This window comes from Tigheibacillus halophilus, assembly GCF_042683165.1.
In the GTDB taxonomy this organism is placed as follows: Bacteria; Bacillota; Bacilli; order Bacillales; family Amphibacillaceae; genus Tigheibacillus; species Tigheibacillus halophilus.
This window is the reverse complement of the sequence record NZ_JBHUIZ010000018.1, coordinates 5,858-27,783: the sequence shown is the minus strand read 5'-3', so window position 1 is coordinate 27,783 and position 21,926 is coordinate 5,858. Positions and strand designations below refer to the sequence as shown.

The window sequence follows — 21,926 nt, the reverse complement described above, 5'->3', positions numbered from 1 at the left end:
TCACCCCTTGATTGTTTTATAGAGCTTTATCATTTCCTGCATCATATTTATTTCCGTTTTAACTGTCATCAGCGTGTCCTGAGCATGACCGAATAATGGTGAGTATGGGATTTCAATGCCCTCTGCCTCTTTTTGCAACGTACTTGTTTGCGCTTGATGTGCAGTTGTCACTTCGTCATTTGCTTGCTGCATTAGTTCATCTGCCTCATCGAAATCGCCATTTGAAGCTTTATTCACAGCTTGAAAAACATAATCACGTGCGTTTCCAGCATGTAGTATCACATTCATGGAAATTAATGTAAGTTCTTCTTTATCTACCTGTCCCATCATTGTTCCCCGCCTTGTAAGTGTTCTTCTGCAACTTTCACTAAGCCCTTTCCGTCTAATGCGCCATACACTTTTTGTGGAATGACACCATATTTGACTCCTGCTTTCTCACAAGCGTCTTTTACATCTTCAATCATATATTTCAAATGTGGCGCGACCAATAATAAATCAATCGTATCTAAATGAGCATTTATTTCTGATTCGCTTTTCGCTTTAAATTCAATATCTGCACTGTTTTTTTTGGCAGCCTTTCTAGCAGCCGCTGCCATAAAACCAGAGGATGCTCCTGCCCCACACACTAATAAAACTTTTTTTGTCATCATATTTTCCTCCCTCTTGTTTAATTAAATTCTATCAATCAGAGAAAGCCTTTACATTTATATTTTCTTCCTAGTATTAGGAAGTCTTTCTAACATCGGCCAATCTTCCAATAGAACCAGCCATATCCACGAAACCAAGCTTTCGTAATATAAAATAAAACCCATCAACCGCAAAATTCTTGCTTTGCGATTGATGGGTTTTTATAGGAATACTGAACACCCATTTAAATTTTGCATGTCATTGGGGGCATTAAATTGAAGGAAATGAACATTGCTTTTCAACTCAGGAGCGGCCGCCTTTAGCATTATTTCTCGATCAACCAAATTATTTGGCTCGTTGAAACTTTAAACTGCTCACTACTGCAACCAAGTACTCGTTGGTAGCTGAACACTATTTAATCCTAGTTTCTCTCACATTACATAAAACGGTTTTGCAATGCTACTTTTCTTGCCTCAATTTCATATATTCATTAATCAGCCTGTCTAATTCCTGACTGATTTGGATAGTTAATGGATGGTTCATGCCTTTTTCATCACTGGTCTGAATCATATTGACTTGCAAAGTCCTCATTTCTTTGCGGATTTCTTTTTTTGACCTCAAACTATTTAACTCCTGTCTCTTATATTCTAAGTTATTCAATATGCAGCTTGATAGTCCTCTCGACGTTTTACAAGCTAGAAAGGATATTGGCTATGGTGGCCAACTAAACCCAAATATGGAGCAAAAGGGGTGCGAGTAGTTGTTTAAAAATAGGCTACACCTAGGAATCGACCATTTAGAAGTTTTATAAATACTTCTAATAAAGAAAATTATTTCTCTTCACAGCAATCTGTACGCTTATGCGTAATGCATTCCATTCATTATAATGTACGCTTAAACGTAAAGTCAATATACTAGGGGCTATGTCATTGAAAAAGGTTACATTACAAATCAATCAACTACTACACGACCATAATATATCGCTTACGCAACTCCATGCTAGAACTGGCATTCGCTTAGCTGCATTAAGCGAATTAGCAAACGGAAAAAGACAACGAATTCAATTTGAACATCTAGAAAAAATTGTCCAGGCTCTCGATATTGAAGATATGAACGAGATTTTTTCTATTGTAGAAGAAGATAAAGAGGAAGATGATTTAAAATAAGCTCTTTATCTTATTAATACCACTATTTTTAATATGGTTCCATATTAGCCGTTTTACTAAAGAATGACCATTGCGTCAACAACATAGCGGGTTTATTATCCCGCTTGAGCCTTTTTGACAACTGTAAAGAAAACAATAAAGCCGACGAGGGATGTGGTAAATAAGATAGTACCCATCGGAATCGCTGATGCCTCATTAATACCTGCAAGCGGTGAAAAAAGTGATCCGAGCAGCAAGGGAAGCATGCCCTAGACAGCACTCGCACTTCCTGCTCGATGTCCCTGGTGGGCCATCCCTAATGTAAAAGTACTTGTTGTTATCATCCCCATCGTTATCATATATACAAAAATTAAAAGGACGAGCGATGCTAAAGGACCTTCTATAATTATCATGATCAGTAATAACGTCGTTACAGCGAGTGCAGTCACAACAGCTATCTGAAGCAGCATTTTTTCCGGAATAAGCCCGCTAAGACGACCGATCAGAAAGCTGCCAGTTATAATTGCCAGTCCATTGATACCAAATAACACACTAAATGTTTGTGGAGACACACCGTAGATATCCTGATAAACAAACGGCGTCCCAGATACATAAGCAAAACTGCCGCCATGGATAAATCCAACCACTAGAGCATAGCCAACAAACGATCGATCTTTGAGCAAACTACTCATAGTTGTTAACGAGGCTCCAACCGAACTTGGAATCCGCTGATTTGCTGGTAATGTTTCCTTCAGTTTCATAGCGATAATCATCACAGTGAACAATCCAACAAAGCCTAAAAAGAAAAAGATACTTTTCCAATTGGTTGACTCAAAAGATAAAATGAAACCGCCAATCAAAGGAGCAGTCATGGGAGCTACAGCGTTTATGACCATCAATAAAGAAAAAAACTTGGTAAGAGCTTGTCCACTAAACACATCCCGTACGACTGCCCGTGAAAGAACCACCCCTGCAGAGGCAGTTAATCCTTGTAAAAACCGCGCTGCGATTAATATCCCGATATTAGGCGCAAAAGCACATAGAACGGAAGCGAAGGCAAAGAGGAATGTAGCGACCAATAACGGTTTCTTTCTTCCCTCCGCATCACTAATAGGGCCAACAAACAACTGACCTATTGCGAGCCCCAGTAAACATGCCGTTAAACTCGATTGTACTAGGGTAGCACTTGTATCTAAATCTTGAGCTATCCCAGGAAAACTGGGCAAATACATATCAATATTAAGTGGCCCCAAAAAAGCCAGCAATCCGAGGAGCAATGCTAATTCCAGCCGAGTTGTTCCAGTCGGGTTATGTTGTATGGTCACTTCTTTTTCAAGGTTCATTAATCATCATTCCTAACCACGTCATTGTCATTTCTAGTTGATGTCATATCAAATCACGCATCCTATTGAGCCTGGCAACGCAATATTTATTTCATTTCTTTTAATAAGTGTTATTAGAACACTCATTATAACATGATTATTTATATTAATATCGAGACAAAGGTGCTATTCAAGGCTTATTAGAAAGTTTACAAAACCTTTCCCGGAAATTTATAAACACCCTTAGAATAAACGAAAGGTACTAGCTTCCGAAAGTTAAAGTGGAGAATCCAACTTTCAAAAGCCAGTACCTTGTTATCATATTTATGAGCTTTCATACATCTTGAAAAAGCCATCCCTCTATTCAAATGGAAAACCTGGTAAAGCCATGGCAGCCCAAAAGATTATTGCTTCTCCCCGGCTACATTTACAATTTCGGATAGTGTGCCCCGTGGTCCATTGTGATAGATATAGGCTGTTTCCCTATCGAGAAAATTAGACTGATCCGAAAAAATCTTATACCATGTACCATCCCTATTGCTGACCTGACCGGAAACAATCATGGCGGCTCCACTGCTTGGCAAATGGTAGGAGATATCTTTGCTGTCTGAAGCGGATGGTTGTGTCCTCACATTCAATGGCGCATCTACAGTGGATACTGCGAGCTTATAGGAACCGGAAGTATATCTGCCAAAGTCTTTTTTTCCAAGTGCTTTATCAATCCGGTACATGTATCCGGCAATCTGCTGGCCCCATAACGGATCGGAGGCATATTTCGCATTCATGCCCGCTGCCTTATTTCCAAGCATGGCTCCATGATAGTAGCTTCCTTTCGGATTTTGATATTGATGAGCCACGTATTGGGCAACATAATTGATGCCGTCCTGGTAAGAATTGAACTTCTTTGCACCGTTGTATGGATCACTGTCAACCGCACCAAAGCCGAATAAATTATACTTCGTTTGTGCGATGGCACTGCTTCCCCACGCACTTTCATGAATGGCATGTGCCAACAAATAAAGCGCATTAACACCATATTGATTCTGAGCCGCGATAAAACTATCTCCAAGGGTTGCAAGCGGTCCGGAACCATTCATTTTGTTTTGATACGTTTCAGGGATATGACTTTTAATATATTGATTCAGTTGTTCGGCCGTATACGATGTTTCCGTATTTAGCGGCAAAATTTCAAAGTATTGATACGCTGTTCCTTTTTCCTTCCCTGTTTCACTAAAAAAGGTGCTGCCATTCGGGCTGTAGTATTTTTGATTTTGTGACATGAAATCGGGTGCTGGTCCGTATATAAACGATCCCCCTGCGCCGCCCTTGACGTGATGATACAGCATATCATCCTCCACATAATAATAGGAGCTCCCTTTTGCCATGGCTGGATCCCAAAGTGCAGCTTTGGACGTGTTCTTTTCTTCGGCGGAAGACGGTTGAAATCCCTTTGCATTGTCTTGTTTCCCTTCCTGCACCTTGTTTTCTGTCGGGGTTGATCCTTCTTCCATCGGCATGTAGTCTTCTGTTACTTTGTTTACCCCCTCCATTAAGGATGATAAATCCGTTCTGATAAACAAAAGTAACAATATAAATTCTGCGGATACAATGGCAATGATTACAGCATACAAGTTGAATGAAGATCTGCGATTCATGTTTTTCCCCTTTCAGAGATGAATATCCGTTAGCTTTTTTCTATTCTTATGCTATGAAACTTAAAACGTAATAATTACTTATTGAGGGATATTTTTGTGAAAGGTATTTCATTTTATTTATTGTGGACTTGATCAATTATTCTTCACCGACGTCTTCATTTGAAAAATCTATTTATGAATGCTCAATCTAGCGTAGATCGGATACGGGAAATTTAATATAGAAAGATTGAAGAGGCAGCGAGGAATGAAACAGCACCTTAAATATACAGAAGGGGAAAGACATTTTATCTCTCCCCTTCTGTTAATTTTTATTCTGATAAAGAGTGATTTTCACCTGCTTGATTAGGCAAAATGACAACAAATATCAGGGAGATTGCTGTAAAGACGGTCGTCCACATGAACGTATGGTTAAAAGCCGTATTCCTGGCAGCAATATCGGCCGCATGCAGTGAACCAAACTGACTTTGTAAAATAATGGCAAGCACAGAAGCCCCAAATGCTCCGCCAATTTGTTGGAGGATCCGCGTCATACTGCTTACATGTGGTACTTCTTCCCTGCTTAACCCGGTATAAGCGGTTGCCATAACCGGAAGCAATACAGCACCAAGCCCTGCACCACGCAAAATCAGAGCCAGGGAAATGAACAGGGTGGATGTATCTGCCTGGCTAAAGACAAATGGAAGTGTACCAAGGATCGTAAGAGCAGTCCCTATATAAGAAACGCAACGTTTTTTATTTGGATTGTGCAGATAAAAAATAGCAAGGAGAGGGAATAATGAATACAAGGAGAAGAGGTACGGAGCTGGAAGATGCCATTTTGCAAGCCGCCTGGAATGAACTAATGAACGTGGGATATCAAAACTTAACAATGGAAGAAGTGGCTATCAAGGCGAAAACAAGTAAACCAGTGATCTACCGCAGATGGGATAGTCGTGAAGAACTTGTATTAGCTGCTATTGGGAAAAACATACCAAAACCAGCAGATGACATTCCCAATACTGGGAATATAAGAAATGACGTTATCATTGTATTGGAACGACTCAATGATCTCATATCTACAATTGGCCCCGAGACCATACATGGATTAATGTCTGTTCTTGCAGGTATTCCATTTTCCGAGTTATTACATTTGCGAAGAACGAATACGATGCAGACAATTTTAAAACGGGCTGCAGAGCGGGGAGAAATTAAAGTAGAAAAAGTCACAGACAGGATAACAAAGCTTCCTGTTGACCTGATCAGACATGAGCTGTTAACCACATATGAACCTGTAACAGAAAAGACAATTGTAGAAATTGTAGATGATATATTTCTTCCGTTGATTCAATAAGCACACGATAACATCCTCCCTTTTTGACGCTAAAACACTGACAAAAAACCCTGCCAAGAATTTTTCCTGGCAGGGTTTTAGCGAAAATATATGTGATTTTTAGTAATCCGTGAGACAGATTTTCTAATTTTAATTTGTTTCGGCTTGTTGGATGGATAACGAACCGCCGATCACGATTTTTATATTCTTTTTCTTATGCGATGCTGCATGGTCATCACAATCACTTTCTGAATAAGGAAAGCAATCAGCAAAAGAATGACAAGAAATAACGTGATGGTTGGACCTGGTGGTGTTCCCAACTGATAAGAAGAAACCAGCCCTGTGAAAATACCAAATAACGAGACAATCACAGCCGTAGTAAGTACCATAATGAATCCTTTCGCAACACGTATCGCAAATGCAGCAGGCAATACCAAAAGTGCTGAAACCAGCAGGGCGCCAACGCTTGGGATAATGATTGAAATCGCCAATCCAGCCGCCATACTGAAAGATAGTGATAGAAGATGTGTATTCACACCACTGGCATGGGCTGTATCTTCATCAAATGTCAATAGATACAAAGGCTTTCTCAAAATAAAGAAATAAAGTAGTATTAGTACGGTTATGATGGAAATAATATAAACTTGTTCCTGGCTGATGGTTACAAGGGATCCAAATAAATATTGATCAATAGTTGTCGTCATCCCGCCCTCCGTTAAACTTATCAAAAACATAGCAAGCGATAAACCGGCAGCCATCAAGATTGCAATAGATACCTCTGAATAGCTTTGGTATGCCCTTCTCATATACTCAATCCCGATGGCCCCAACAATGACAACAAGTATGCTGGAGAAGGTAACATTTGTATGGAAGAAAAAACCGATGGCCACTCCCGCCAAGGAAATATGCGACAACGTATCCGCCATTAACGCTTGTCTTCGCAAGACAAGAAAAACACCTAGAATTGGTGCTATAACGCCGATGAATCCACCGACCCAGAATGCTCTTTGCATGAATCCGAGATCAAACATTTCCATTCTCCATGCGCCTCCTTCTCTAAAGAAATATGTTTATCTAAATAACTTTGCACCTCGTCAAGATCATGTGTCACCATAATGACTGTTCTGTTATGCACTTTCACCTGATGATGCATGAACTGATAGAAATTCACACGGCTCTCTGCATCCATTCCAGTCGTAGGCTCATCCAATACGAACACATCTGGTTCAGACGCTAAAGCGCGGGCGATACATATTTTTTGTTTTTGCCCGCCTGATAACGAACCAATTTTAGAATGGCGATATTCCGACATACCTACCATTTCCAGTGCATCTGCCACCAGTTCACCATCTTTTTTATCCAGTCGTTTAAACCATTTACCCTTCTGATATCTGCCCGATTTAACAAGCTCCTGCACCGTGCTTGGAAATCCGACATTAAACGAAGCAATCTGCTGTGGCACATAAGCGATTTTCAAGCGCTGTCCTTGATCGTTTCTTTTGTTTATCGTAACTCTGCCTTGCCAGGGCTTTAATAATCCAAGCATTAATCGCAGCAATGTCGATTTCGAAGCGCCATTCTGTCCTGTTATTCCGATAAATTCCCCGCTCTTCACTTCAAATGATGCACCGTTTATAACTGGAACATGCGAATAACCAAACACAAGGTTTTCCAAGGTAATAAGATTCATAACGTATTCCCCCCTCTTAAATATTCATCAGAAAAAGGTGCGCAATGCTGCATATGCACACCCTTTCCCTTCTTTATATATTATTTTATTTTTGTAATGCATTCTTAAGAATGCTCAGATTCTCTTCCATTACCTTTATATAATCCATTCCCTTATCCTGTTCTTCTTTGCTTAAGCCTTCAAGTGTATGCAGTATTTCTGTTTTCGCCCCAATTTCCTCTGCAAGCGTCTCCGCAACTTTAGGTGAAGCCAATTCTTCAAAGAAAATAGTGTTCACATCATGCTGTTTTGCAAATTTCTTCAGTTCAGCCAGTTTTGCTGGACTTGGCTCCTGCTCCGGAGATAACCCCGCAATCGGAACTTGTTCCAGGCCATATTCTTTTGCTAAATACCCGAAAGCGGCATGCTGTGTGATCAATTCTTTGTTTGGAACATCTTTAAGCGTTTTACTGTATTTCTGGTCAAGCTTTTGCAGCTGTTCAATATATTTTTGACTGTTTTTCTTGTATACTTCCTCGTTCTTTGGATCTTGTTTGATAATCGCTTTTGTAATGTTTTTTACTTCTTTTTGCACTAATACTGGACTGAGCCAAACATGCGGATCCAAGCCGCCGTGATCGTGATCTTCTTCACCTTTGTGATCTTCGTGGTCATGGTCCTCTTCGTCACCGTGATCTCCGTGGTCATGTGGCGTACCTTCCATTAAGTCAATACCCTCACTGGCAATTACCATTTGCGGGTGTTTGTCTCCCATACTCTTTTCAACAGAAGGCACCCATGTTTCCATTGAAGGGCTATTATATACAAACAAATCTGCCTGCTGCATGTTTGCCACATCTTTTGGCGAAGGATCCCAATCATGTGGTTCAACTGTAGATGGGATCAAAAGATCAACTTGGGCTTCGCCATTGACAATGTTTTTCGTGAATTCATACATCGGATAAAAGGTTGTCACAATATGAAGCTTCTTTGAGCCGGATGATTCACCTTGCTTGTTCTTACCTTCTGACTTGCTTGTTGTATTACTGCAGCCCGCCATTACCAAAATACAAGCAAACAGAAGTAAAATAATTCCCTTTAAGTGTTTCATTTTTCGTATTCCCCCGTTTCTATTGCGAATCAAAGCGTAATGATTACGATTGAAAGCGTGCAGCTATCCTTTGTTTCGAAGCCAAACAATTGGCTGAAGATAGATTTCTATGTTGAAACAAAAACCGCCCTATGTACAAACAGAATGTCTTTCTGTTAAGACACAGGCTATATAAAATGTATGCATTAAACTTTGTAATCATAAATACATTTGGACCAATGTGATTGAAACACTCTTTTGCTTCAGAAAAATGATTTCGCCACTTCACTCCTGCTTTATCAATCAGTCATAGAAGAGCAAATTTACCCGTTGGATTTGTTCACCAGAAACTTGTTCTTTTTTCTTCATATGCTGCGCAGCATATTTTACCACTGTCTCTTGCCTTTTTTAACAATCTGGGATTTTTAGTCATCACCCTTCTCCTCCGGTACTTTTTGGAAAGTCAGCTATAGCATTCCAATTTTCCTTTGAATAAAACGTAACGATTACGATTTACATTTGTGATCTTACCATGCTTTTTTGATTTTGACAAGAGATTACATTTATTAATACTCTTCCATTTGGCCATCGATATAGGATATACAAATAAGGAAGCCACAGACCTGGAAGGTAAATTGATTGATACATACATAAAACTAAACCTCACAAAGGCCGTCTTGCATAAAGGACCAATGAAGTACTCCGTTGCCTCCCAGCCTCCTCCCACCATAAAAGTATTTTTTACCCATTCACATCTCAACTTTCATTTTGATAGTAGAAACAAAACAAACCCTGAAATCCCATTAAATGGACTTCAGGGCCTGGTACTAATGGCTTAGAGTAAATGTTCCAGGCGAGGTATAGCGCTGTTAATGCAAATTAACCTACCGAACATTTAAATTGGCAAGGATAATAAATATCCGAAAAGACGTTTTTTTGTTCCAAAACCTAATAAGGTGGTTGAAGAAAAAAACAACATCATAAACAACAACAGTTAGTGAACAGCTGCTGGTAGACATTGCTGTAAGAGATCAATTTATTGAGAGATATGGAAAAAACGCCGTTACAAAAATGACTGAAAGAAATTACCTTGCAACCATTGAATTGCCTGAGAATCAATTGCCTACCAGTTTCTAGCAGGATTTGTCAATAAAGTTAAAATCATGGAGCCTGGAGATTTTATTGCTAATTATTTGTCCTTTTTGGAGGAGGCAGTGAGGCTTTACAAATAAAGTGTTCGTCCGTCTTCTCCTCTGAGGGTTTGTCGAATAAAGTGTGTAAGTGATAACTGGCTCATTACCATCGCCCCAGTTCTATATATGGTCCTCTTCCTGCTGAGATTCCAGTTCTTGAATCCGCAGATGCAGATATAAAGCTTCAAGCGGGCGATTTCATTTATCTTTTAGGGTTCGCTAGCTTGACAAATTTTTCATTTCGCTTTATTTCGCTATTAGGATAACCTCCCATCTGAATTATTTTCATCTAACAATAAAAACTAAACTGCGAAGGAAGAGTCGTACGCACTCTCACTTACACAGCTCAGTTTACACTCCTAGTACCTAAGTTGTTTGAACAACAGTTGTGGAAATCTATATACTCCAAACGGATCACATGTCTCTACTAACCTGTTGTTTAACTCGTCCTGAAGTTAGACGAGTTACTACGAATAAATCAACTACTACCAGAATAAACCTTGTATTTTTTTCAACGATTCTACAGAGTTTCCTAATCTTTCCTTTTCTTCTTCATCTAGTGAGAGTTCAATAATTTCTACTGCACCCTTACGATTAATAACGGTAGGTACCCCTATAAACACATCATCATAACCGTATTCCCCATCAAGTAATGTTCCAACTGGCAATACAACTTCTTCATTTTTTAATATTGCCTTTGTAATTCGGACAAGTCCCATAGCTATTCCATAATAAGTAGCTCCCTTGGCTTCAATTATTTCATATGCTGCATCTCGAACATGAATGTAGATTTCATTTCTTCTTTCTTTTGTTAACCTTTGAGCTATTGGATTACCAGAAATATTTGCAGAAGACCAAATAGCAAGTTCTGAATCTCCATGTTCACCAATAATATAACCGTGGACACTTGTTGGTGTGACTCCAAATTCCTGACCTAATAAATAGCGGAATCTTGCAGAGTCTAAAATCGTACCGGATCCAATCACTCTTTCTTTCGGAAGACCAGAGAATTTCCATGTGGCATGAGCAAGAATGTCAACTGGATTTGTTGCTACTAAGAAGATACCGTTAAAACCAGATTCCATAATATTTTCTACAATCGCTTTAAAGATTTTCATATTCTTGCTAACTAGATCCAGCCTTGTTTCTCCAGGTTTTTGTGCTACACCAGCACAAATCACTACAACAGCGGCATCCTTACAATCCTCATACGTACCCAATTTGATTTTTACCGTGCTAGGTGCATATAATACGCCATGGTTTAAGTCCATTACTTCGCCTTTTGCTCTCTTTTCATTTAGGTCAACAAGCACTAATTCATCACATAACCCTTGATTTAACAATGCATATGCATAACTTGAGCCAACTGTACCTGTCCCAACCAACACCGTTTTGCTTCCTTGGGTAAATTCCATTTATTCTCATCTCCAATTCTGTATATGTTATTATTTTCACAGATAATAAAAGAACATATGATATTTATCTATGATTAATAATAACCAATAGGTTAAATTCTATAATTAATATGTGAATGTTTTCACATACTAATTATATTCCTTACAAAGAAATTTGCAATAGAAAATCAGACTCTAAAAATAAATCCGCTTCCAATACGGTCGAAAATATCTCAAAGTAAACACAATTACTATACCCTCTCTTTCTAATTTATATCCGATCATTATGTATTTTTTGCATTTACCTCATACTTCTGTATGAATATGGGTAGTTGTTAGCGTGGGCAAATCTACTAGTTTCAAAGATAAATCAGTACATGCACTTCATCTCATTTTCGCCATTAAAATAACCTTCCGTGTGAATTCGTTTCATTCTAACCATAAAAAACTGAACAGCGAAGTAAGAGCCGTACGCACTCTCACTTTCAAAGTTCAGTTTACCCTGCCAAAAAATGTTCATCCGTCAGCTTCGAAGAGTGCATGTACTTTTCTCAATAATTGATGAGGCGACCATTATCATTCCACTGACCGTACATTTTATTTTTCTTTACATTTTCAATAAACATTCATATGAGTGGTTTCACCTATAAATAAAAATCCTTAATCACCGAAACAATAAGATGGTTTTTCAATAACTTATCATTGAACCATCTCATGCAAACATGAAATACTGGTGAAAGTGGATAAAACTATGGGTTCCTAAATCGTTTTTTATAGAAACGATTTACAATCTTGAATGGTTAATTCTTCCTGATCCAGTGCTATTAATTGATAGCATCCTGCAAATAATTATTCATCATTATAAAAATCAATAACGGACATGGCCAAAGCTACGACTTTATCCTGAAGATATTTTGGGGAAACGACCTTTATTTTGTTTGCGAATCCCAATATAAACTCTATAGCCTCTTGCTTATCATTGAATCTTAGCGTTGCTGGTATCCATTTGCCCCCATTTGGATTTTCTGTTTTGATAACTTTAACAAATTTGTCTGTAAAATTAATTCTTTTAATAATTTTTGTATGTATTTCTACTTGTACATCGTATTTCGGTAAGTTTTGTACAAATTCTGCTTTTGATTGTTCCCAGTATGTGGCCAAATTGAAATGAAGCGGTCTCCTAAAAGTTTCACTTTCAACTTTTGCACTGTGTATACGTGATACCCTGTAATTACGCAGCTCTCCATTTTTTAAAGCAACAAGATACCACTTATTCCCTTTTGCCACTAACCCTAATGGTTCAACTAACCTTTCCTTTTGTTCACCACCTTGCTGTTCATAGTGAATTTTCAGCTTTTTACTATCCCAAACGGCTTGTTGCACAACATTAAGAGCATGCTTCTTTTCTTTGGATTGTCTCCAGGTGCCCGAATCTATATGAATTCTTTCCCACATTGCCTGCGCTTCCTCCCGATAAGTATCTGGGATAGCTGCAAGCAGCTTTTGCCTCGTATCAAGCGGCTGGTTGTTTAACCCTAAATCTTCAAGTAGTTCACCAGATGGAAAAAGAAACAAAGATTTCATGTCATCTATGTTTAGTCCACTTAATTTACTCCGAAAATTATCTAATAGATGCCATCCTCCCTCTTTACCTCTTTGAGAAACAATTGGAATTCCTGCATTTGTTAACGCATCCATGTCTCTAAGAATGGTTCTATTCGATACCTCCAGTTCATTAGCTAGTTCTTTTGCCGTCATTTTCCCTCTGTTCTGTAACAAGATCATAATACTCATTAATCTATCTGCTCTCATAAAATACACCCCTTCGATAAAATAATAATTACTTATATTTATATGACAGAAGGTGTCGTGTTTTAACCATATACTTATTTTAGAGCTAAGGAAAGGAGAATAATTATGAATCAAAAACGAAATGTAGTACTATTCATTGCATCGAGTTTAGATGGATATATTGCGACAAAAGAGGAATCACTTGAATGGTTGTTTAAAGTAGAGGGAGAAGGGGATAATGGCATTTCCGAGTTTTTAGACACGATTGATACCGTTTTAATGGGGAAAGCAACTTACGATTGGATTATGGAACATGAGGGTGGCAATAGCTGGCCGTATTCTGATAAAAATTGTTATGTGTTCACACGGTCTTCGATTGCTGATACGGAGCAGGTAAAATTTATAAGCCCTGATATTCAAGATTTTGTAAGCAAATTAAAAAAACAAGAAGGGAAAAATATTTGGATGGTTGGAGGAGGAAAACTGCTATATTCCTTCCTAAAAGAGAATATGGTTGACGAGATCATCATAACCATTGCCCCAACCCTCATAGGGAAAGGGATTCCTTTGTTCAACAATGGCGATTACCACTTAGAATTATTGTTAAAAGGAACAAGGCGATTTAATCAATTTGTAGAATTGCATTATGAGGTTAAAAGGTAAACTATCTGACTTAGCAAATAAACAGCTTTAATAAGGAGGGCTATTTTTTAAAGTCCCCTTTACGATTTGAAACGTGTAGAATAGAAAAATACACATGTATTCATAATCAAAAATCGATCTTAAGTTTTGTTATTCACCTCATTTTGGAGTGTTTAATTCTTTTTAAGGATTCACAAAAACGATATCATAAAGCAAGGTCAGATTTGGTTAATACCGCAAGCAGCCATGTAACACAGCTGTTTATGTTAAAGTAATGCGTCCACCCACACTACATGTAGAAATACTTACCCCAACAGATTAACGGAATATCAGCAGCTTGGAGACAATTATTTAGATAATCGTAATAGCTTTGGGTGTAAGTTTGCGAACTGCCTCCGCCAGCTCGTCGGCTAATGTAGTCCTTCCTGCAGCAGATCGACCATCTACTGCAACTCTTGTTGGGGGGACTAAGTTTAGTGACACAATTTCATTGGCGAGAGCTGTGATTACATTAGATCTTAGTGTGTCTGGTATATCAAACATGTATGATCCCCTCCTAAAAACCTATTCAATTCGTCTTAAATGATCACTTAGGTTCACTGACGCAGGCAGGAATCCAATGATGCAGCTTGGAGCAATAAGCGTTTACCTTTATTCTAGGTGTCTACTACCTATTAGTAAACAAATGTTATCTTAACAACTGAAGCATCCTATCACACCAAAGAATACTTGCCTCTTCTAAGTTTATCCCCATTTTAATTACAGAAATTGTGGAGAACAAGGGATGGTTGACGCCAGGGTTCTGTTCTTCGAAGGAAGAAATTCTCTTTTTATAATCCGCAAGCGTACGTTCATGTTGTTCTTTATTCTTCTGTATCAGGCTAAACAATTCATCTGGCTTTAATAACCATGAACTGTACTGCTTCAACAGAAAGGTCTTTGAATCCTCAACTTCGGGAAGCTCTCGCACCCATGACTTTAAAGTGTCAATGGCACTGAGGTGGACGATAAGACTCTTGTTCAATGGCCTGCAATTCAATAAATCAGGATTTTTCCAATTTCGATAGAGATGGATAAAGCTGATTATTGTTTATTTTATAGAAATGAGTAATTCTGCTGTTGATTTGCTGCTTCATTTCATATCCGCTTAACGGTTCTCGTATTGCTTACAAATTCATTTTCATTCATCTTTTTGGCATCTTCTAATAGTTGATTGTAAGCCATTAATGCACCTTCATTATCACTTTCAAAATCTTTTTTATCATAAATGGTATTCGTTTTTGTGAAATGGATTTTCCTCTCAATAATGTCTACTAATGTAAATTGTATCAGCTTTTTATTGTCGAGTTTAATTCCCTTCTAAATTAAATGGCCCAATTCGGGCACAATGCATATTCAACAACTGCGCCCGATAATTGAATTTGGCTTTAGCTATTTTCAGTTCTCTTCCACATATTGAAATTATAAATTAGCTGAACTAAACCAGCTATAAGTAGTAATAGTCCCAAAAGTACTTTCACTACCATACTCCAGTCAGTATAAACGTAAATAAAAATGAATAGCGAAATATAGCCATTTCTAAGCTATCTAACGGTACTTTATTAAGTTTTTAGCTGATATACCATTTTATTTTTTTGCCAATGAATATATCGGGATTATCATATAAAATGGGGCAACATTAATTCACAAGTTTATTTATATAACCCTTTCGTATAAAGAAAAAGCTTATTATAAACAGTAGTAAAAATATAACTAAACCAATTGCTGTTAGTTGATAAAATGCCAAGGAAATATGGTTATGCATACCGAGCACCGTTGCAAATAAAATCAAAGCTGCAATTGTAAATGGGATAAAAATTAAGGTAGCCAGCTCTTTTGTCACAACAGATGTTAATTCTTTCATGGAAAAACCAATTTTTCTAATGCCTGAGAATTTTTCTCTTTCTTGTTCAAGTGATGTTTGAAGGTAAAAATAAAGAATACTCATTGCTGCACTCATAAAAATCAGACTAAGCATAAAGCCAATGAAGAACGTAATGCTTTTTACAAACTTCTCTGCTTCATATAATTCAATTTTAGAAGCTATTAAGTTTTTACCGAGTTCTGTAGTAATTTTTGATGAAATAGTTTCAGCCACTTGAGTCTTGTTTGTCCAATCATCCAATTCATAAGCGAATATTTTATATTCTGGATACGCAATGGTTTCATATACTTCATTAGGAACGATATAATATACATTTTGTAACCCGGTTACTAAAAGATTTCTCTTTTCTACCCCTGCAAATTCGAGGTTACCAAATGGGTAATCATAAATAGATTCTTCATCGGGGTGAACACCTTCATTACCAGCTACAACAAAATATTCATTATCGTTTAACGTTAAAGGCGTATGCTGACCCAGTTGATTAAAATTCGAAACGGACATAAAAGCAATCCTACGCTCATCATCGGTTTTAAAGGACGAATAATAAGCCTCATAATTATCTCCTGTTTCATCTAAGGTCTCTTCAATAAATGCTATATCTTTCTGAGCTTCTAATTCGTTACCGGGGACTGATGTATATTGGAAACTATAAGGATATAACGCTTCTGTTTTTTCCTCTACATTGTAGTAAGAGCTGTATAGTACGCTTGTAGATACAAAGGTACCTAATAGTAAGATGGTTAATAAGTAAATGATATGGGCATGTGAACGCTCTTTTGCCTTTAAGTTAGATACAAAAAGCATATTGGTTTTTCTAAAATACGATGGATGCTTTTGCCATATACGAATGGCTAATAACATTCCTTGTGTGATCGTAAAGTAAATGGCTAATAGCAGACTGATAAACAACACAATGTACGCGATAATCCCAAAGGATTCCACCCAATTCATTTCCTTTAGCATAGAAAAGAGCATGAAAACACTCACGATGATAGATACGATCAGTTTAAATGGTGCTGGTTTAATCCGCTTTTCCTGTGTCATATCTGCTTTTAATAGTTGAACAATCTCTTCTTTTTTAATCATACGTGTCATTATTTTAGTAACAATCAAGAATAATAGAGAAAATAAAACAACCGTTAGTAGAATGGCTTGAATGGGGACATACATGCCAAATATTTCTGCACGTAATATCTTTTTAGCAACCATTAAAAATAATGGCTCAATAACAAGCCCGCACACAATAGCCGTGATAATCGCTACACCAGCAATGATCATATTTTCTCTAAAAACCATTTTGCGGATTTGCCTCATGGAAGCACCCGTCATCATAAAGGTACCTAACGTTTTCGTTTTCTTTTTCAAAAAAGCGAACAACGAGTAGATAATAAAGACAATAGAAAAAACATAAATAAAGAAGCTGGCAAGCACCATTGTTATTCCTAATGTACTTGATGGATCCAATTCCGCCAGCATTGGATGAAAAGCTATGGTTGAAAACAGGAAAAAAACCATCATAGAAAACACACTACTTAGAAAGTAGGAAACGTATGTCGACTTATCCCGTAAAATATTTTGAACAACAATATGATTAAAATTCATGCTGACCACCACCTAGAAATGTGAGTGTGTCCATAATTTCTTGGTAAAATTGTCGTTTATTGTTACCTCGATGTATCTCATTATAGAGAATACCGTCTTGTATAAAGATGACACGCTGAGCAAAACTAGCAACGTAGGCATCATGTGTCACCATTAAAATAGCTGTATCAAAAGATTTATTTATCGATTCAAATAATGTCATAACACCATTCACAGATTTAGAATCCAGGTTTCCAGTCGGTTCATCTGCTAATAATAATTGAGGTTTATGAATAACCGCTCTTGCAATCGCTACACGTTGCTTCTGTCCACCAGAAATTTCAAACGTTCGCTTTTTTAATAAATCCTCTATCCCTAAAAAGTCTACGATTTTCTCCAAATTCTGTTTCATTTCTTTTTCGGGTACAGAATCAAGTGTTAAAGGAAGTAATATATTCTCTTCCACTCTTAATGTATGGACAAGGTTAAAATCCTGAAATACAAATCCTAATTCGGTACGTCTGAACCTTGCTAATTCATCATCATTTAATTCATACGGATCTTTCGAATTGATTATGATGGAACCATTCGAAGGGCGATCGATGGTAGAAACGCAGTTAAGAAAGGTCGTTTTTCCACTGCCAGATGGGCCCATCACCGCAACAAATTCTTTTTCCCTTAAATGAAAATCAATGCCTTTTAATGCCTTATATGTGACTTCTCCTGTATATTCTTTTTGTAGTTGCTTTACATTTAAAATTGTATCTGTCATTACGATTTCACTCCTTGGAGTTCTTTGATACATCTAGTATAAACAAACTGGTTTCCCCATAAAATCTTTAAACATGACAGCAACATGACAAATTTGTCATAAAGCAAAAGCTTAAAGCTAGTTTAGCGACGTATGAACTGCGCCTTGCCAAGCAAGGCGGTTCGATGTTGGAGCACAGGAGCGATACTTTTAATAGAACATTCATCCCGAAGGAGATAAAGGAAACACGCCTCTTCATAGAGAAGTGTCGGCGTCGGGCACAAAGCCCGAACTTAGCCGACCTACTTTATTATCTGAGCCGATGTTGATTTAGATTACGGAGGTGAAGGAAGTCCACTACGGATTTAGCACTAGAGCTGGACGATCAAAAAAGGCTACCTTATTTGGCAGCCGTCTATACTCCGGAAAAATCAATCATAAAGGTCGTTTCATTATGAGTAGAGGATAACTTATATGGGTGATGTAGTGTAGAGAGTATTTTTTTGACTAAATATAGGCCGATACCAGTCGCTTCACCTTGGATGCGTCCCTTTGTTCCAGTGTAAAACAATTCAAATACACGGTTAATTTCACTTTCTGGTATCCCTTCGCCTTTGTTCTTAATACACAACTGACCATTTTCATAACAAATGAGAACAGAGGATTGCTTTTCGCCATATTTAGCAGCATTACTTAGTAGCTGGTGGATAACAACTCCAAGCCATTTGCGATCGGAATAAACGAAGATATTTTCTTCGATTGTACTTTTAGGGTATACTTCCATCTCAATAAAGTAATCTTTTAAATCGTTAGCGACTTCTTGAACGATACTCTTTAAAGATATCGGTTCAATCTTTAAATCAGCTAATAATTGGGATGATCGGCTATAAGTTAGCAGTTGATTTAAAGAAAAATTTACTTTGTCACATTCCTTTTTTACTTTTTGCCATTCTTGGAATAAACTTGGTTCTTTTAATTGATTGGTTTCTATAAGTAATTGAATGACGGAAAGCGGTGTTTTCATTTGATGAACGGTTTGCGAAACCATAAGTTGCTGTTCATGTAAGGAAGCTTTATGTTCGTCCTCTTTTGATAGAAAAAGGGAATGAATGAACCGCATTTGATTTGCATATGCCGTTTCAACGGCAGCTTTTGGATAGTGAATCAATAAGTTATCTGCATCTAATCCCTTTTCATTCAAGTGTGCATATATTTTTTTGCGTCGAATATATCGAAATAAAAGAAGAATGGCTAATAAAATAATAGCTAAAAAGATAAAGTAAGCGTAATGATTCCTAAAGTCATCCAGCAGATGAATAACAATTGGTAAGCCAATCACCGTTATCATGTAAAGCGTTATAAAACTCAAATGATCACGTAAAAAAAGCTTCATAAGCTTTTCACCGCTAATTGATAGCCAATCCCTCGGATAGTTATTATTTCCAATGATGAATGAATAGATTCTAATTTTTTGCGTAATCGAACAATATTGACTGTTAATGTATTTTCTTCAACGAATGTCTCATCATCCCAAATGGCTGCGAGCAACTGCTGCCTTGTCACAACTTTTGGGAATGATTCGAAAAGTACAGAGCATAACTGTAGTTCCTTTATTGTCAATGTTGTCTCTTGTTCAGGTGTAAATAATCGAACAGTATCTAAATTTAAAGTTGTATTGCCCTCTTTCAATATTCGGGTTTGCAAATCCTTCGCATATTCCCCATATACTCGACGAATTTGTCCCTTTACCTTTGCTAGAACTACATCCATTGAAAAAGGTTTTATTATAAAATCATCTGCCCCATTTTCAATACCATAAACTTGATCTAACTCACTCATACGGGCAGAAAGTATCATAATGGGACAATTTGATACTTGCCTAATTTTTCGAGACCAATAATAGCCATCAAAAGCTGGAAGATTAATATCCATTATGACGAGGTGCGGTTGGAATTCATTGAAGATATCAAGGACTCTTTTAAAGTCCTCTACAGTATGGCAATCATAATTATATTTTTCAAAATGATTCTTTAATGTATTCGCAATATTCATTTCATCTTCAACGATTAATAGTTTATACATTGCATCCTCCTGTGTATTTTGAATCGCCATTTCAATATTATAGAAAAAGTTTTTTCCAGTCGTTCCTGTGCCTTCGTTGTCGCTCTTAACCTATACAGATGATAAAGCAGAAGTTGAGATTTACTATGAAGGTGCATTAGCAAAAGATTTACCGAACAGTCTTAAACGACCACCTGCAAAAGCAGGTGGATTTAGACATAAATATCGATGACTAAAGTCGCTTTACAGGCTGAAGACCTGCTCAAAGTCCATATGCTGAAGCACACACTAATACTGAGTAAACTCATTCTTCAATCCTGAATATTTCATCCTTACCTTCATTGAATTGATTTGCTATATAATTTCTTATTATTTCATCTGTTGTCGAACCAACTGTGGCGCAAAATTATCCTTACCTCACAGCCTTGCCTAATCAACTCTCTTGTTCTCTATGCAATTTGGCCTCGCAATACCTTATATCTATATTTTGTCACCCATATTACATGATACTTGATATCATAAACTGCATGACCACTCTTTCTGTATCCGTCCATACTTTCACCTCATATACTAGTATAGACATAGAAGGAGAAGGCTAAAAGCTTATACCGTCTAAAGACGGTGGAGTTAGACCACGCATTTGTAAGTTAAAGCGGGGGGATACGCTTAGAAGTCTTATTCCGCAAAAGGGCCATTATCTCCAGTAACATGGAAAAAAGGTTGATAGAATGCACCTTTTATTATCGTGTACATGAATGCGAAGTTAAGTGGTTAAGAAATTGATGTGAAGCCCCTGTGGGTACGGTTTGTCTTGAAAGGCTGAAACAGTGTTTCATCAGGCAATCAAGCCTATCATACCCACCTCTCCACGTAAAGTTCTATGTTTGTATACGTTGAATACGATAAATAATTACTGTAGAAAATGGCCCGTTGTTGCACAAACATGTTAGTTTTTATTCCACTCCATTAAATACTCTTGTCTGTTCATCTCTTAATTCTTCTTTTAATACAAAGCCATTATTAAAATAAAAGCCTACTGCGGGTGCATTTTCCTTATATACTTTCAGTTGAATTACATCTCTTTGTTTCTTTACAAAATTCAACAGTTCTTTTCCATACCCATTACTTTGATGCGTTACGTCAATAAAGAGGGCTGCTAAATAGTGATGCTAATCTAATAATTGGACACAGAGAATGGAGATTTTTATACTGTAAATAATAATTTCTGGGAGTGTCCAAAATGACTAAAGGTTACGATAAATAGTTTAAACTATATGCTGTCAAATTGGTAGTGGAAGACGGCAAGAAGGTTGCGGAAGTCGCAAGGGAATTGGATTTGGTGCATCAGACATTGCACAAATGGGTTGCAAAATATAAAGTGGAGCAGGGAGATGGTTTTGTAGGCAGTGGAAACCGAAGCCCGAATGATAAAGCAGAATATGAAAAGGACAAACGAATTCGTGATTTGGAAGAGGAAGTAGCTATTTTAAAAAAGGCTATGGGCATCTTCGCAAAAAACCAGAAGTGATTTATGACTTCATTGAAAAACACCGCCACGAGTTTCGTGTAGCGAGGATGTGTCAGGTGTTGGGAGTGTCCAAAAGTGGGTATTACCATTGGAGGGATCGACCCCAGTCCAAACGAAAAAAGCGAAAGAAAAAGCTTGCAGCACAGGTCAAACGAATATTTGTTGAATCTGAGAAAAGATATGGAAGTCCGAAAATCACTAGAATACTAAATGAGAATGGCTGGAATGTGTCGCAAAAGACAGT

The 21,926-nt window shown here is 37.5% G+C and carries 20 protein-coding genes and 3 pseudogenes; 4 read left to right on the top strand and 19 right to left on the bottom strand.

The window, feature by feature from the left end; all coding sequences use genetic code 11:
• The 3 genes from ACFSMW_RS19090 to ACFSMW_RS19080 all read right to left on the bottom strand — a co-directional run bounded on the left by ACFSMW_RS19090 (position 1) and on the right by ACFSMW_RS19080 (position 1,248).
• Positions 1-330, bottom strand: a complete 330-nt coding sequence (locus ACFSMW_RS19090) for a PTS sugar transporter subunit IIA (RefSeq protein WP_390357904.1) — start codon at positions 328-330, stop codon at positions 1-3.
• Positions 327-647 (bottom strand): PTS sugar transporter subunit IIB, encoded by a 321-nt coding sequence (locus ACFSMW_RS19085; RefSeq protein WP_390357903.1) that lies wholly within the window; start codon positions 645-647, stop codon positions 327-329. The genes ACFSMW_RS19090 and ACFSMW_RS19085 overlap by 4 nt, the downstream gene beginning before the upstream one ends.
• Before the next feature lie 439 nt (positions 648-1,086).
• Positions 1,087-1,248, bottom strand: coding sequence for a Spo0E family sporulation regulatory protein-aspartic acid phosphatase (locus ACFSMW_RS19080; RefSeq protein WP_390357902.1), 162 nt, complete (start codon positions 1,246-1,248; stop codon positions 1,087-1,089).
• 308 nt (positions 1,249-1,556) lie between these two features.
• On the opposite strand from ACFSMW_RS19080, the gene ACFSMW_RS19075 reads away from it, so the two are divergent.
• Complete coding sequence (locus ACFSMW_RS19075; RefSeq protein ID WP_390357901.1) at positions 1,557-1,793, top strand: helix-turn-helix domain-containing protein; 237 nt, start codon at positions 1,557-1,559, stop codon at positions 1,791-1,793.
• Positions 1,794-1,888: 95 nt separating this feature from the next.
• On the opposite strand, the pseudogene ACFSMW_RS19070 reads toward ACFSMW_RS19075, so the two are convergent.
• The 3 genes and pseudogenes from ACFSMW_RS19070 to ACFSMW_RS19060 form a co-directional block, all read right to left on the bottom strand.
• Positions 1,889-3,091 (bottom strand): annotated as a pseudogene (locus ACFSMW_RS19070) (Bcr/CflA family efflux MFS transporter).
• A gap of 407 nt (positions 3,092-3,498) precedes the next feature.
• Positions 3,499-4,749, bottom strand: a complete 1,251-nt coding sequence (locus ACFSMW_RS19065) for an N-acetylglucosaminidase (protein WP_390357900.1) — start codon at positions 4,747-4,749, stop codon at positions 3,499-3,501.
• Between the two features lie 308 nt (positions 4,750-5,057).
• Positions 5,058-5,534, bottom strand: a complete 477-nt coding sequence (locus ACFSMW_RS19060; RefSeq protein WP_390357899.1) for an MFS transporter — start codon at positions 5,532-5,534, stop codon at positions 5,058-5,060.
• On the opposite strand from ACFSMW_RS19060, the gene ACFSMW_RS19055 reads away from it, so the two are divergent.
• Complete coding sequence (locus ACFSMW_RS19055) at positions 5,525-6,079, top strand: TetR/AcrR family transcriptional regulator (protein ID WP_390357898.1); 555 nt, start codon at positions 5,525-5,527, stop codon at positions 6,077-6,079. The genes ACFSMW_RS19060 and ACFSMW_RS19055 overlap by 10 nt on opposite strands.
• Positions 6,080-6,258: 179 nt before the next feature.
• Here the strand turns inward: ACFSMW_RS19055 and ACFSMW_RS19050 are convergent, their stop codons facing one another.
• The 5 genes from ACFSMW_RS19050 to ACFSMW_RS19030 all read right to left on the bottom strand — a co-directional run bounded on the left by ACFSMW_RS19050 (position 6,259) and on the right by ACFSMW_RS19030 (position 13,216).
• Positions 6,259-7,095, bottom strand: coding sequence for a metal ABC transporter permease (locus tag ACFSMW_RS19050; protein ID WP_390357897.1), 837 nt, complete (start codon positions 7,093-7,095; stop codon positions 6,259-6,261).
• Positions 7,029-7,748, bottom strand: a complete 720-nt coding sequence (locus ACFSMW_RS19045; protein ID WP_390357896.1) for a metal ABC transporter ATP-binding protein — start codon at positions 7,746-7,748, stop codon at positions 7,029-7,031. The genes ACFSMW_RS19050 and ACFSMW_RS19045 overlap by 67 nt, the downstream gene beginning before the upstream one ends.
• An 85-nt stretch (positions 7,749-7,833) precedes the next feature.
• Complete coding sequence (locus ACFSMW_RS19040) at positions 7,834-8,838, bottom strand: metal ABC transporter substrate-binding protein (RefSeq protein ID WP_390357895.1); 1,005 nt, start codon at positions 8,836-8,838, stop codon at positions 7,834-7,836.
• 1,657 nt (positions 8,839-10,495) lie between these two features.
• Positions 10,496-11,425 carry an L-lactate dehydrogenase gene (locus ACFSMW_RS19035; protein WP_390357894.1) on the bottom strand — a complete coding sequence of 310 codons (930 nt, stop codon included), beginning with the start codon at positions 11,423-11,425 and terminating at the stop codon, positions 10,496-10,498.
• Positions 11,426-12,253: 828 nt separating this feature from the next.
• A complete protein-coding gene (locus ACFSMW_RS19030; RefSeq protein WP_390357893.1) occupies positions 12,254-13,216 on the bottom strand; it encodes a helix-turn-helix transcriptional regulator in 963 nt (320 codons plus the stop codon).
• A gap of 105 nt (positions 13,217-13,321) precedes the next feature.
• Here ACFSMW_RS19030 and ACFSMW_RS19025 point away from each other — a divergent pair, with 105 nt between their 5' ends.
• Positions 13,322-13,858: a dihydrofolate reductase family protein gene (locus ACFSMW_RS19025; protein WP_390357892.1), complete on the top strand. Its 537-nt coding sequence runs from the start codon at positions 13,322-13,324 to the stop codon at positions 13,856-13,858.
• Positions 13,859-14,525: 667 nt separating this feature from the next.
• On the opposite strand, the gene ACFSMW_RS19020 is transcribed toward ACFSMW_RS19025, so the two are convergent.
• From ACFSMW_RS19020 to ACFSMW_RS18985, 8 genes and pseudogenes are all read right to left on the bottom strand, one after another.
• On the bottom strand, positions 14,526-14,807 hold the full coding sequence (locus ACFSMW_RS19020) for a hypothetical protein (protein WP_390358136.1): 282 nt from the start codon (positions 14,805-14,807) through the stop codon (positions 14,526-14,528).
• Positions 14,808-14,880: 73 nt separating this feature from the next.
• Positions 14,881-15,000, bottom strand: coding sequence for a PadR family transcriptional regulator (locus ACFSMW_RS19015; protein ID WP_390358135.1), 120 nt, complete (start codon positions 14,998-15,000; stop codon positions 14,881-14,883).
• 515 nt (positions 15,001-15,515) lie between these two features.
• Positions 15,516-17,363: an FtsX-like permease family protein gene (locus ACFSMW_RS19010; protein WP_390357891.1), complete on the bottom strand. Its 1,848-nt coding sequence runs from the start codon at positions 17,361-17,363 to the stop codon at positions 15,516-15,518.
• Complete coding sequence (locus ACFSMW_RS19005) at positions 17,353-18,114, bottom strand: ABC transporter ATP-binding protein (protein ID WP_390357890.1); 762 nt, start codon at positions 18,112-18,114, stop codon at positions 17,353-17,355. Before ACFSMW_RS19005 ends, ACFSMW_RS19010 begins: the two co-directional genes overlap by 11 nt.
• Positions 18,115-18,508: 394 nt before the next feature.
• Positions 18,509-19,486, bottom strand: a complete 978-nt coding sequence (locus ACFSMW_RS19000; RefSeq protein ID WP_390357889.1) for a sensor histidine kinase — start codon at positions 19,484-19,486, stop codon at positions 18,509-18,511.
• The gene (locus ACFSMW_RS18995) at positions 19,483-20,175 is read right to left on the bottom strand and encodes a response regulator transcription factor (protein ID WP_390357888.1); all 693 of its coding nucleotides are present in this window, start codon (positions 20,173-20,175) and stop codon (positions 19,483-19,485) included. Before ACFSMW_RS18995 ends, ACFSMW_RS19000 begins: the two co-directional genes overlap by 4 nt.
• A 431-nt stretch (positions 20,176-20,606) precedes the next feature.
• Positions 20,607-20,708: pseudogene (locus ACFSMW_RS18990) on the bottom strand (transposase); the annotation flags it as partial.
• Positions 20,709-21,107: 399 nt separating this feature from the next.
• Positions 21,108-21,299 carry a GNAT family protein gene (locus ACFSMW_RS18985; RefSeq protein ID WP_390358134.1) on the bottom strand — a complete coding sequence of 64 codons (192 nt, stop codon included), beginning with the start codon at positions 21,297-21,299 and terminating at the stop codon, positions 21,108-21,110.
• A 140-nt stretch (positions 21,300-21,439) separates the two neighbouring features.
• Here ACFSMW_RS18985 and ACFSMW_RS20380 point away from each other — a divergent pair.
• Positions 21,440-21,926: pseudogene (locus ACFSMW_RS20380) on the top strand (transposase); the annotation flags it as partial.

Coding starts and splice junctions, on each gene's coding strand:
- ACFSMW_RS19050 (WP_390357897.1), bottom strand. CDS start 7,095: ATGGAAATGTTTGATCTCGGATTCATGCAAAGAGCATTCTGGGTCGGT.
- ACFSMW_RS19085 (WP_390357903.1), bottom strand. CDS start 647: ATGACAAAAAAAGTTTTATTAGTGTGTGGGGCAGGAGCATCCTCTGGT.
- ACFSMW_RS19025 (WP_390357892.1), top strand. CDS start 13,322: ATGAATCAAAAACGAAATGTAGTACTATTCATTGCATCGAGTTTAGAT.
- ACFSMW_RS19045 (WP_390357896.1), bottom strand. CDS start 7,748: ATGAATCTTATTACCTTGGAAAACCTTGTGTTTGGTTATTCGCATGTT.
- ACFSMW_RS18995 (WP_390357888.1), bottom strand. CDS start 20,175: ATGTATAAACTATTAATCGTTGAAGATGAAATGAATATTGCGAATACA.
- ACFSMW_RS19005 (WP_390357890.1), bottom strand. CDS start 18,114: ATGACAGATACAATTTTAAATGTAAAGCAACTACAAAAAGAATATACA.
- ACFSMW_RS19035 (WP_390357894.1), bottom strand. CDS start 11,425: ATGGAATTTACCCAAGGAAGCAAAACGGTGTTGGTTGGGACAGGTACA.
- ACFSMW_RS19000 (WP_390357889.1), bottom strand. CDS start 19,486: ATGAAGCTTTTTTTACGTGATCATTTGAGTTTTATAACGCTTTACATG.
- ACFSMW_RS19030 (WP_390357893.1), bottom strand. CDS start 13,216: ATGAGAGCAGATAGATTAATGAGTATTATGATCTTGTTACAGAACAGA.
- ACFSMW_RS19065 (WP_390357900.1), bottom strand. CDS start 4,749: ATGAATCGCAGATCTTCATTCAACTTGTATGCTGTAATCATTGCCATT.
- ACFSMW_RS19040 (WP_390357895.1), bottom strand. CDS start 8,838: ATGAAACACTTAAAGGGAATTATTTTACTTCTGTTTGCTTGTATTTTG.
- ACFSMW_RS19090 (WP_390357904.1), bottom strand. CDS start 330: ATGATGGGACAGGTAGATAAAGAAGAACTTACATTAATTTCCATGAAT.
- ACFSMW_RS19010 (WP_390357891.1), bottom strand. CDS start 17,363: ATGAATTTTAATCATATTGTTGTTCAAAATATTTTACGGGATAAGTCG.
- ACFSMW_RS19055 (WP_390357898.1), top strand. CDS start 5,525: ATGAATACAAGGAGAAGAGGTACGGAGCTGGAAGATGCCATTTTGCAA.